Raw genomic sequence first — 12,092 nt, 5'->3', positions numbered from 1 at the left:
TCAAGTGAACATCAACATCACCACTGAGGTACTTGCCATGAAAAAACACACCCTGGCTTTTGGCCTGATGGCAGCCCTGGGATTCAGCACCACGGCTCTGGCAGCCGGCGCAGCCCAGAGCATCCACGTCTACAAATCCCCGACCTGCGGCTGCTGTGGTGACTGGATTGATCACCTAGAAAAAAACGGCTTTGAGGTGGAGGCGACCAACACCAACGATATGGGCAGGATCAAGGCCGAAGCAGGCCTGATTGCCGGTCTTGGCAGTTGCCATACCGCATTCGTGGGTGATTACGTCATCGAGGGCCATGTGCCGGCCGAGGACATCAAGCGCCTGATCAGCGAGGCACCCCAGGCCACCGGCCTTAGCGTGCCTGGGATGCCCATCGGGTCACCCGGCATGGAGATGGGCGACCGGAAAGATCATTACAAGGTCATCCTGTTTAACGAGGCCGGACAGACCCGGATCTTTTCCGAGCACAATTAACGCGAATCACCAGGCAAGGGCCGGTATCTATCGGCCCTTGCGACCGATTTTTTTCTCCCGCTTTCCGCCAGTCCCTGTCTGTTTTTTCTACACTCTGGTTAACCAGTGTTCTATCATTGGCGCCCAGAAACCCAGAAAATCCGAGAGGGATACTCGTTGAGCCTTAAAACCCGCATCCTTGGCCTGGCCGCCAGTCTCATCATCGTGGCTTCCGTGGCTTCGTGGCTGGCCTATCGGGAGCTGTCCGAGAGCATCATCGAGCGCTGGGGCCAACAGGTCGCGGAAATACAGGTACGCTACGACAGCGCCCGCCTGCTGCAGTCCCTGGAGCGGGAAATAGGGTTGGCCAAACAAATGGCAAGTTCCTCCGCCCTGATCAACTGGGCCGCCAATCCCGATGACGCCGCACTCGAAGCTGAAGCCATCCGCCAGATGGAGAGTTTTCGTTCCAATTTCCGCGACAACAATTACTTCGTTGCCCTCGTCAACAATGGCCACTATTACTACAACAACGAGGAGAACGAGTACGCTGGCAGCCAGTTCCGATATGTTCTCGATAAGGAAAAACCCGATGACGCCTGGTTTTTCCAGCTGATTGAGGAAGGTCGGGACTTCCACCTCAACGTTAATCCGGATACTGAGCTGGGTGTTACCAAACTCTGGATCGATGTGTTGATGCGCGGTGAGGCCGGCGAAATTGTCGGTATGGTCGGTACCGGTCTGAGCCTGGACGCTTTTCTCCAGGACATAGTCGACATCGGTCAGGAGGGCATCACCACCCTGTTCGTGGATTACAACGGCGCCATCCAGCTTTACCGCGACCGGAACTACATCGACTTCGCCAGCATCATCAAACCCGAAGGCCAGAAGAACACCGTCGACCTGCTGTTCGATGATCCCCAGGACAAGCAACAGATTCTCGGTATGCTGCAGCTTCTCAAGAAGCGGAGCGACCAGGCCGGACAGGTGGAAAGCGGCTTCGTGACGGTGGATGGCCGCAAGCATCTGGCCGGGGTTGCCTTCCTGCCGGCCATTGGCTGGTTCGAGATCACCCTGCTTGACCTCAATACACTCCTGCCAACCAGCTATCTGTGGCCGCTGGTGGCGGTGTTCCTGGGCACACTGCTGGTCACACTGGTGCTGTTCCACCTGATCATCCAGTCCCGGATTCTCAAGCCCATCATGAGCCTGGAACACGCCGTGGAAAAAGTCCGGGAAGGCAGCTTCGATCTGCCGCGGCTGGATAAACCGGATAATGAGATCGGCTGGCTGGCGGATCATTTCGAGAAAATGACCCAGAGCCTCGGCCACTCTACCCGGGAACTCGAAGAAAAAGTCGCTCAAAGAACGGATGAGTTGAACCGACTGGCCCGCGTCGATCCCCTGACCGGCCTGAAAAACCGTCGTGGTCTGGACGAGGTGCTGGATGAGGAAATCCAGCGAGCCCGCCGCCAAGAGACCGGCTTTGGCGTGATCTGGCTGGACATTGACCATTTCAAAAGCATCAATGACAACCTGGGCCATCAGGCCGGCGATCAGATCCTGTGCCGGGTTGCCCTGTGGCTGAAAGCCGGAGTTCGCCCCTACGACCATCCGGGACGCTGGGGTGGGGACGAGTTCGTCGTTCTGTTGTCGCCCTGTGATCCCGAGACACTAAACCGTATCGCCCTCCGCATCCGGGAATCCGTGGAACAGGAAAGCCGAAAAACCGGGACCCAAGTCACCGTCAGTATTGGTGGCTACTTTGCTCTGCCGGGTGACAGTACCGATACCATTCTTCGTCAAGCGGATCGGGCCCTTTATCAGGCCAAGGATGAGGGGCGCAACCGGGTCTGTATTACCACCTCGGAAGACCCGGAGATTAACCCCGCGTAACGGGTCTGACTCATACCGCCATAACCGTTATACTCCGCCCCATCATTCATTTTTTACCAGCCAGGTTACTTCATGCTCAATGCCGACGCCCTCAGCCAGTTGCGCCAGCTGAAATCGGATATCAAGGACAACAAGGTGGTTTTCCCCGGAACTGTCAAAGCCACCAATGGCCGCTTCGGATTTGTAGCGCTTGACGAGGGCCGGGATGTCTTCCTGCCACCCGAGGAGATGCAGAAGGTACTGCCCGGGGACCGGGTGAATGTCACCGAGCAGGAAGTCGAGAAAGGCAAAACCCAGGGCGTGGTGGACGAACTGCTGGAAACCCGCCTGAACACCTTTGTGGGTCGGTACCTGGTGAAAGGCAAAGGGCATTTCGTGGTGCCAGAGACCCCGGGCATCAACCGCTGGATCTTCATTCCCCCCAAGGAGCGAATGAACGCCCAGCAGGACGATTACATCTATTGCCAGATTCACAAGCATCCGATCAAGGACGGCAAGGGTCAGGCCAAGGTATTACGGGTAATCGGCAAGGCCGGGGAACCCGGCATTGAACGCTCCTTCACCCTGGCTACCTTTGATCTGGCGGACACATGGCCAGACGCCGTACGCGCGCAGGCCGACAGCCTCAGTGACTGCGATATCGAGTCCCGGGAGGCCGGACGGGAAGACCGAACGGATCGCCCGTATGTGACCATCGACAGCCCGGGCACCCAGGACATGGACGATGCCCTGCTCGCCGAACCCAACGCCACGGGCTGGACCCTGTCGATTGCCATTGCCGATCCGACCGCCATGATCGACACAGACAGCCCGGCGGAACAGGAAGCGTTCAATCGGGCCACCGCCATTTACTTCCCGGGCGAGCCCCTGCCCATGCTGCCTGACAGCATCAGCACTCGCCTGTGCTCGCTGATGCCGGAAACCAGGCGCCTGGCTCTGGTGTGCGATCTCCAGGTCAACAATGATGGCAGCCTCGGTGACTACAGCTTTCATCAGGCGGTTATCCAGTCCAAGGGCAAGCTCAGCTACGAGCTCGTCTCAAACCTGATCGAAGGTCGGGAAGACGATGAGATCAAGGCACTTCCGGACGCCGTTGCCAACAGCCTGGACCAATTGCACCAGGCAGCGACAGCACTCAGGAAATGGCGCAGTGAACATGCGCTGCTAAGCGGCGACCGGCCGGAATTCCGCCTCCGCCTGGATGAAAACAAACGTATCCGGCTGATTGAACCATCCATCCAGAATGAAGCCCATCGCCTGGTGGAAGAGTGTATGGTCGCCGCCAACCGCTGCGCCGCGGACTTCCTGACCAACCAGACCGCAGGGCTGTTTATCCAGCATCCCGGGCTACGTGATGATCGTGCCGATAACATCCGGGCGCTGATCGACAGCCATGCACCGCATCTGGCCGACGTTGATGCCCATCAGGCCGAGGGCTTCCGCAAACTGATGAAGGAAACCGACGCCCTGGAAGCCGGGGTGCCGGTCAAGGCCATACTGTCCCGTCAGCTGGCCCGGGCCGAGCTGAGCTTCAAGCCTGCGCCTCACCAGGGTATGGGCCTGGACGCCTACACCACGTTTACTTCGCCACTGCGCAAGTTCTCAGACTTCTATGTCCACCGGCTGATCAAGTCGGCACTGTGGGATACCCCCATGAAAGCCTTGACCGAGGATCAGCTCGAGGCCCTGCAGGCTGCACAGATCCGCGCCCGTCAGGCGGCAAACAGTCTGGAAGCCTGGCTCAAGAGTGACTTTGCCAAAACACTCGGCGAAGAACCCATGGGCGGTGTGATCAGCCGCACCGTGCCGGCCGGTTTCTTTGTAAGGCTGGATGCCAACGGTCTGGAAGGGTTCGTCAGCTGCAAGGATCTGGATGGCAAATACAGCTTTGACCCGGTCACGCTTCGCCTGATCCACAACAAGAACGGCCGCATATTCCAACTGGAACAGCCGGTGACGGTCAGCTTTGCAGGGGTAGACGAGGAGCGCAGACAGATCAATTTCAAGCTGGTGGAAGCGCAGGAGATACCCACCGGGGCCAGTTCCGACGGCGGTTGAAAAACCACGCAGGCAGGCGCATCGTACTTACAAGGACATATTCCTTTGATGGAGGTGCGCCATGCCCATCAGCCCTGACGAATTTCTTAAAAAGTACGGTTTTGACAAGGAAGAGGAAGAGCGGGACCACAGCCTGCGCCACAACGCCATGGAGCACGCCAAGCATCTGCGCCGGCCCCATGCGGGAACGCCCCACGACTGGGAAGAGTGGGAGCGGTACAAGAGGGAACATCCGGATGACGTTGAAGACGATGATCAGTAAACGATAAACGCCTCATCAACGCCAGTTACTGGCATGGTTAACAAATTTTTGCATTGTTTTTCATTTCTCTATACTTTCCGGAAATAAGAAATTACTGCCTATTTTTCATTTAGTTAGAAAATACACATTCCTAACCCTTCTATTCCATTATTAGAGATGCCTCACCTTGGTGCGCTTGAGGCGAGGCGCATCCATTAAAAATTGTTTATACATTTACCCGAATTCCGGAGTGTCGCTGTCCCGGACTCATTTCAACCAGTGGAATTTGGGTATCAAAATGAAGTTCAGTCGTTTTCAAAGCTTTGGGAAAAAAGCCGCCGCGGCTTCGAGGGCAGGCAAGGCTTTCGTCAGTCTTGCCATGGCCGTTTTTCTGGCAGGGTGTCAGGTCTATCAATTCGACCGTAGCAGCGTAAGCGCCAATAGCACAGCTTCCTATACCACCGGGACAGTCCCCTTCACCGTCGTCGGAGACGATCGTCCTGACTGGTTGGTTCCCGAATCCCCTGATGCGCCTGAGGTGGTCGTCACGCGAACGACTGAAGTGAAGGCTTCGGCAGACTTTAACGGCGTCAGTTTCCTGGGCTACATGGTCACCCTGTCACTGATTCCCTATCACGACGCAGTTCAGTACGAGGATATCTACGCGCTGAGCTGGCAGGGTGAAACGCTGCTGGAGAGCCGCGTGAGCTATTCCATTGACTCCTACCTGTCCCTGTATTTCCCAACGCCAATGATGTTTATGGGATCACTGAGTGATGAAGCCGCAGAACAGGCAGTGGCACGAGACTTCATCACCGAGCACCATAAAGACAGCGTCCTGGCAGTCATTGATCAGCAGCGCAGGGATTTCGAGCAAGCAAACCCTCAGACTGCCGATGAAATTGCGGCCTATCTGAGGACTAGTGGAGCAAACTCTGTCTATCGCCCGTCGGCGGTGCTCAGGCTGATTGACCTGGCACCCGAGACCGACACGCTTGCCTATCATGCAGCAAACAGCCAGGTACCGGGCTACGTTGATCTGCTACCTGCTCGCTACAAGGCCTGGTTGATTGGCCCGGAGGGTCTGCGTGGTATAGACCTCAAGGCCGCTCTGGATCAAGGAGCCAAAACTGACGACTTGCTGATCCAGGTACTCAATGCCTATCCCGATGAGGACAACATTCCCGCAACCTATGAAATAGTGGGCGACCAGTATCAGATTGTTAAGAAAATCCGGACGGGATACTACACGGGCATGACAGATGACCATCGCTCTTTACTCAAGGTGGGGGGGCTGCCGGAGCGACTGGTCGACCGGATGAGTAACGAAGCACCGTCAAAACAACTCTTGGCCGCCGCGAAAACCGGTAAACTTCGCGACGGGGATGGAAACATCCGGATTCCCACCGAAGAGGAACTGCTTGAACAACTGGTTCGCCAGGACAACCTTGGCAAATACATGAGCCCGTATACCAGCGATGACGTACTTGCCGAGTGGGTGAACTCCGCCATCAACGCCAATATCGGCGCAACGGTTGGCACCGGAGTCGGCGCAGCAGCCGGCGCCTACGCAGGAGAAAAAGCCCTGGAGCAGATTCCTTTCGTTGGCGGTTTTCTCGGTGGTGCCGTGGGGGCCGAAATCGGCAAGTCTGTTGGTCGGGAAACGGCGATCAGCGCCTCAGGCGGCTGGGAAGCCATTCGCGCCTCCTCAGACCGCAGCTTTGATGACATTCATTCCATGGCTCGCTACCTGAAAGCAAAATACGGCCACACCGGCAACTTTGCCGATGCCATGAAAGCAACCCGACAGATCTACCCGGAATTGGCAGAAGCCCTCGCGCGTGCCTACTGACATAACTGGAGATATACATGTTCACCAAAAACACTCTCAAACCGGCCTGCGCTCTGGTCCTGACGTCCCTGTTTCTTTCCGGCTGTGCCAGCAAGATCGAAAACGTACAGGGTAAGCCCAGTGTCTATGAGGACGTATCGACTACAGGCAGTGTGGGCGGCGTGGGGATCGAGAGCCAGGATGTGGTCGCGATGACTGACCAGATGATGCGTGACATGCTGGCCAACCCCATGCTCACCGGCCGTTCAACACCACCCCGGATCATTATCGATAACGAATACATCAAGAACGAAAGCACCTCGGTGATCAACACCAACATGCTGACCGATCGCCTGCGCATTGAACTGAACCGGGCTGCTAACGGCCGGATGATCTTTGTTGGTCGTCACTTCTCCGACATGGTCCAGAAAGAGCGGGATCTGAAACGGGATGGCGCGGTGGATGGCGGCACCATTCGTCAAACCGCTGCTCAGGCAGGCGCCGACTTCCGCCTCGGTGGCCGCATTTCGTCACTGGACGCCATCGATCGCAACACCGGAACCCAGTCACGCTACAGCCAGGTGACCTTCGAGATGGTCGATCTCGAGCTGGGCACCATTGTCTGGAGCGGACTCTACGAAATGAGAAAGGCGGCCCGTGACAATGTGGTTTACCGATAACACCTGGCTGAAGCCGGTCTTGGCCTCGGCGATCGCCGGCATACTGGCGGGCTGCGCCAGCGGCCCGAAAGTCTATGACCGGGCAACGCTGGCCCCGGCTGAACAGTCGCTGGTCAGCAGCAAACCCGAGATCCTTCAGGCCGACTTCCAGAACCTGTTTGAAGAAGGCCGGCGCAACAAGGTCCTCAACCTGATGGAGATTGGGGTCAAGGCCTACCGCGCCGGCTATCGCGAGGAAGCGAAGAATACGCTTACCCAGGCACGTCTGGAGATCGAGAACGTCTACGCCGATACCGACGCCGCGCGAAAAGCCCGAAGCATCTGGTACGAAGAAGCCGAAAAGGACTTCAAGGGCGAGCCCTATGAGCGCGCCATGGTCTACTTGTACCTGGGCCTGATCTACCTTGAGGAAGGCGACTACGGCAACGCACGGGCCAGCTTCCTGGCTGGATTGCTGCAAGACGCCTTTGCCGAAGAGGAGCAGAACAGTACCGACTTCGCACTGCTACTGTATCTGGCCGGCTGGTCCGCGATGCAAATGGGCAGTGACCAGTTGGCACGGGAGCATTTCGAGGAACTGAAGCTCTATCGGCCGGACGCCCCCATTCCGGAAGCCGACGACAACGCGCTTTTGATCGTGGAAACGGGCAGGTCTCCCAGAAAGCTGGGTGACGGTGTCGGGCACTATCAGTTGGTCTATCGCCGTGGCAAGAACTTCCAGGATGTGGCTGCCGAAGTCCGTAACGGTGAGGAATGGTCCGCTCTGTACCCCATGGAAGATATTTTCTACCAGGCCTCCACTCGCGGGGGCCGGGCTATAGATCGGATTGTCGAGGGCCAGATCCAGTTCAAGGAAAACACCCGGGCCGTCGGCTCCACCCTCAGCAGCATCAGCCAGGACAGCATGCTGGCCGGCTTCAGTAGCGCTGCCGGCGGCGCCGTCGGGGCCGGATACGCCGCCATCAGCCTGATCAGCGTTGCGGCCGAAGGTATGTCAGCGTCCGCCAATACCCGGGCAGACATCCGGTACTGGGCGGGGCTGCCCGACACCATACACCTGTTACCTGTAACAGCCGCCGACGGCGATCCAGTCACTGTCCGTTTTCTGGATAACACCGGTCAGCCCGTGCCAGGCCTTGCCGACAATACCGAATTCAAATTTGATGGTCGCGGGGCAGGTCTGGCCTTCGCCACGTCTCGCCGTCCGGATTCCGGAGGAACCCAATGAACACACTGATTAAATCCATGGCCGCAGCAGCGGTCTGCCTGGGCCTGCTGTCTGGCTGTGCCGTCAAATCCGCCAGCAGCACGGACCTGATCGAGCGCACCGCGCCAATCACCATGAACTCCGTGGCATTCACCGACTACAACCTGCAGCGCACCTGGAGCCGAGGGTTCGGCCAAGTGGAGGACGGCGAACGCTATCGCCTGTCACTGGTCCAGCACGGCCAGCGGCCAACGGCAACCGGAACCACAGAGGTGTACGTGGTTCTGCGCAACCACACGGATTACGATTACCGGATTGAAGCCCGTACCCAATTCTTCAATCAGGACGGGGTGCCCACCGATGTGAAACCCACGTGGCAGCGCTCGACCATCCCGGCGAACAGCATCGCCACCTATCGTGAACTGTCTACCAGCACGCAACCTTTGCAATACCGCGTGGAAGTCCGGGAGCTTAACTGATGATGCGATTTGCGCTGGCACTCTGCGTGCCCTTGCTGGCGCCGGGTTTTGCCCTGGCCGCCGACCAGACCCATGAGGCTGCGCCGATGATGGCGCCGGCCCAGAAGCCGTTGACTGATGAAGACCTGAAAGAAGATCGTTCGGCACCCCAGCGCACAGAAAGCGTGGACGTGATTCTCTCACGCTTCAAAGGTGCCTTCGGCAAACAGCCACCCCGCATGGCCGTGTTCTGGAATCGCGCCTTCGACGACCAGGTCAGCGACTGGAGCAGCAACACCCGTGGCGTGGTATCAACACGAGCCTCTCTGAATGGGGAGATTCCCGACGGCAACGTCAATCTCCAGGCACAGGGCCAGGCAGCAGCGCAGGGTGAATACCGTTCTAATCGCCAGACAGGCCCTGCCGGACCGGCGTTTGAACTCCAGAGTGGGCTCGTCAGCCAGATGGTTGAGGCCGGCGTCACGGTGGTGGATCGGGCGGCCATCATGCGTATTACCGATAACGCACTGGAAACCGGTGAGTTCTCTCGCCTCTCCCCGGATCAGCGCCGGCTGGAAATGCGCGCACTGGGCGAACACGCGGACATGTTACTGGTGTTTCGGAAGCTTGCCAGCGACCGATTCGAAGTGCAGGTTCTGGACGTTCGCGACGGCAGCATCCGTGTGATGCTCAGTTCCAATGGCGTTCCACCTGAGAAAGCCGGGAGCCGCCAGTGGAAAGCCACCGATCGCGGTTTTCAGAAAGTCGAGCAAACCATCACTCTGGATGAAATCGGTCGGGAGCTTGCGCTGCAAACACTGGCCAAACTGTCCTCCTGATTCAGGAGGCCAGCATCCGCTCCAGCCGTTCATCCTTCGCCTGCCACTGATCCCCCAGCCAGTTTTTCACGTTCCGGCGGTGCTCTGCATCCGTTGAGTAGTCCCGGCCTTTCAGATGCTCCGGGATATCAACGGTGTGGATTTCCATTTTGACTTCCTTGACCCGGCCAGAGATAAATTCCCAGAAGGTGGGTGCTCCGTCCGGATAGGCGATGGTCACATCCACCAGCGTCTGGATCGAATCGCCCATGGCGTCGAGCACGAAGGCGGCACCGCCAGCCTTGGGCGTCAGCAGGTGCTTGTAGGCTGACTTCTGTTTGTCGTGTTTGGCCTGGGTAAACCGGGTGCCTTCGACAAAGTTCATCACACTTACCGGCGTGTACCGGAACTTCTCACAGGCCCTGCGGGTTGACCGAAGATCCTCGCCCCGCTTCTCCGGATGTTTGATCAGGTATTCCCGCGTGTAGCGCTTCATGAACGGGAAATCCAGGCCCCACCATGCGAGGCCGATCACCGGCACCCAGATCAGCTGCTGCTTGAGGAAGAACTTGAGGAACGGCGCCCGATGGTTGAACACCCGCTGCATGGCGAAGATATCCACCCAGCTCTGGTGATTGGCCAGCACCAGGTACCAGCTTTCCCGCTGGAGATTCTCCGCGCCTTTCACATCCCATTTCGTACCATGGGTCAGCTTCATCCAGCCGGTGTTGCAGGCAACCCAGGCTTCCGCGATCCAGATGATGACTCGGGTGCAAAGGACCCGGAAGCCCTGAATGGGGATGATGAGTTTCAGAATGGCCGGGATGTAGAGCAGGATGCACCAGAACAGGGTGTTGATTCCCAACAGGATGGAATTGAGTACACCGATGACGGGGGCAGGGAGAAAGCTGAGCATGGCGGTCCTGTTTCTGGTTATTGTTTCCAAATAGGGACTAATGATAGCAACCACAGACCGCGTTGGGCAGTGGCCTGAAGTGACCGGTTTGCCCACCGGTTTGGACACTTCTGCCATGGTGATTTGCACTTCACCATGGATAATCTCGATGTCTGACCTGCAAGACGGGACAGCAGAGTTCGGTAATCCGTATAGTGAGCGTCAAATTCTCCATGGACATTCCCATGCCCAATCTCTTCAAATCCGCCGCTGACCGTGCGGCAGGCGTTACCCGGCAAACGGCCCTTTATGCCGGCAACGCTTTCGACCGGGTGTTTCGGGCCGCCAGCCTGGTTCAGGCCGGGCAGACGCCGTTTGAGACTCTGTATACCGACGGTCTGGTGAGCCTGCGTTACTACCCGCCACTGGCCGAGGATTTCATCGAACTGGAAGGGGAGACCATTCCGGTTGAGCGAACGGCCCATAAGACACCGATTGTGATCGTGCCGCCCCTGGCGGTGAATATGCTGATCTACGATCTGTTTCCCCAGCGCAGTCTGGTTCGGTTTCTACGTGCCAAGGGGTTCGAGGTATATCTGATTGACTGGGGCATGCCAACGCGGGAGCACAGTCACTACAACCTGCATACCTATGTCGCCGAGTTGCTACCGGCCTACCTGAACCGGGTGCGGGAGCACAGCGGTGAACAGGAGTTGTCGCTGCATGGCTGGAGTATGGGTGGCATGTTCACGCTGTTCTATTCCGCACTCAGCAACGATCAGCACGTGCGCAACGCCATCGTGCTGGGCTCGCCGATCGACAGTCATGCCTCCGGGATTCTGGGGCTTGTGAATCAGCGCATGGCGGATGTGGCCGGGTTTGTGCGGAAACGCACCGGGTTCCGCCTTCATGATGTGAAACCTCACTGGTTTCACACTCCCGGCTGGGCCAATACCATCGGGTTCAAGCTGACCAATCCGATTGCCAGCGTGATGAGTTACTGGGAATTGATCATCCGTCTGGGTGACCGGGAGTTTGTCACCAGTCACGCCACCACATCGGCGTTTCTTGACCGTATGGTGGCCTACCCCGGCGGAATCATTCAGGACACGGTGGTGCGGGTCTGGATCGACAACCAGCTGTCCAAAGGGGAAATCCAGATCGGCGAAGATATCGCCAGGCTGGACAATGTGAGTGCCAACTTACTGGCCATCGCCGGCGGCGACGATACGCTCGTTACGCCAGGCGCGGCCAAGCGGGTGATGGATCATGTGAGCTCTTCGGACAAGACGTTCCGGGTTGTGCCGGGTGGCCATATGGGTATTCTTGCCGGGAGTAAGGCGCCTCGTCAGAGTTGGCTGGAGTTGGCGGAGTGGTTGGCTTTGCGGTCGGACTGAGTCTTCTGCTTGGGATGCTTTGGAGTTTGCCGGCGAGTGTTGGGGTAGGCTTTCCAAAACACGCTACGAGCACATCCATGTGCGCTTGTTTCGGGCCATCCTTGGCCCTCTACAGTTTTGGAAAGCCTACCCCAACACCCGCCTC

11 protein-coding genes are annotated in these 12,092 nt (G+C 57.9%); 10 read left to right on the top strand and 1 reads right to left on the bottom strand.

The window, feature by feature from the left end:
* The first annotated feature begins 37 nt into the window (after positions 1-37).
* From A8B84_RS13040 to A8B84_RS13000, 9 genes are all read left to right on the top strand, one after another.
* Positions 38-487 (top strand): DUF411 domain-containing protein, encoded by a 450-nt coding sequence (locus A8B84_RS13040; protein WP_064229580.1) that lies wholly within the window; start codon positions 38-40, stop codon positions 485-487.
* A 156-nt stretch (positions 488-643) separates the two neighbouring features.
* Positions 644-2,362 carry a diguanylate cyclase gene (locus A8B84_RS13035; RefSeq protein WP_064229579.1) on the top strand — a complete coding sequence of 573 codons (1,719 nt, stop codon included), beginning with the start codon at positions 644-646 and terminating at the stop codon, positions 2,360-2,362.
* 72 nt (positions 2,363-2,434) lie between these two features.
* Positions 2,435-4,420, top strand: a complete 1,986-nt coding sequence (locus A8B84_RS13030; protein WP_064229578.1) for a ribonuclease R family protein — start codon at positions 2,435-2,437, stop codon at positions 4,418-4,420.
* A 61-nt stretch (positions 4,421-4,481) separates the two neighbouring features.
* The gene (locus tag A8B84_RS13025) at positions 4,482-4,682 is read left to right on the top strand and encodes a hypothetical protein (protein WP_064229577.1); all 201 of its coding nucleotides are present in this window, start codon (positions 4,482-4,484) and stop codon (positions 4,680-4,682) included.
* 277 nt (positions 4,683-4,959) lie between these two features.
* Entirely contained in the window at positions 4,960-6,513 is a 1,554-nt protein-coding gene (locus A8B84_RS13020; protein ID WP_064229576.1) for a hypothetical protein, read from the top strand.
* A gap of 17 nt (positions 6,514-6,530) precedes the next feature.
* On the top strand, positions 6,531-7,172 hold the full coding sequence (locus tag A8B84_RS13015) for a penicillin-binding protein activator LpoB (protein WP_064229575.1): 642 nt from the start codon (positions 6,531-6,533) through the stop codon (positions 7,170-7,172).
* Positions 7,156-8,400, top strand: a complete 1,245-nt coding sequence (locus tag A8B84_RS13010) for a hypothetical protein (protein ID WP_064229574.1) — start codon at positions 7,156-7,158, stop codon at positions 8,398-8,400. Before A8B84_RS13015 ends, A8B84_RS13010 begins: the two co-directional genes overlap by 17 nt.
* Entirely contained in the window at positions 8,397-8,858 is a 462-nt protein-coding gene (locus tag A8B84_RS13005; RefSeq protein ID WP_064229573.1) for a YcfL family protein, read from the top strand. Before A8B84_RS13010 ends, A8B84_RS13005 begins: the two co-directional genes overlap by 4 nt.
* On the top strand, positions 8,858-9,676 hold the full coding sequence (locus A8B84_RS13000) for a hypothetical protein (RefSeq protein ID WP_064229572.1): 819 nt from the start codon (positions 8,858-8,860) through the stop codon (positions 9,674-9,676). Before A8B84_RS13005 ends, A8B84_RS13000 begins: the two co-directional genes overlap by 1 nt.
* Before the next feature lies 1 nt (position 9,677).
* On the opposite strand, the gene A8B84_RS12995 is transcribed toward A8B84_RS13000, so the two are convergent.
* Complete coding sequence (locus A8B84_RS12995; protein ID WP_064229571.1) at positions 9,678-10,571, bottom strand: acyltransferase; 894 nt, start codon at positions 10,569-10,571, stop codon at positions 9,678-9,680.
* A gap of 224 nt (positions 10,572-10,795) precedes the next feature.
* On the opposite strand from A8B84_RS12995, the gene A8B84_RS12990 reads away from it, so the two are divergent.
* Positions 10,796-11,947: an alpha/beta fold hydrolase gene (locus A8B84_RS12990; protein WP_064229570.1), complete on the top strand. Its 1,152-nt coding sequence runs from the start codon at positions 10,796-10,798 to the stop codon at positions 11,945-11,947.
* The last annotated feature ends 145 nt before the right edge of the window (positions 11,948-12,092 follow it).

Source organism: Marinobacter sp. EhC06, from assembly GCF_001650915.1.
Classification (GTDB): domain Bacteria; phylum Pseudomonadota; class Gammaproteobacteria; order Pseudomonadales; family Oleiphilaceae; genus Marinobacter.
The sequence above is the reverse complement of the archived record's forward strand: the minus strand, read 5'-3'. Positions and strand labels throughout refer to the sequence as shown.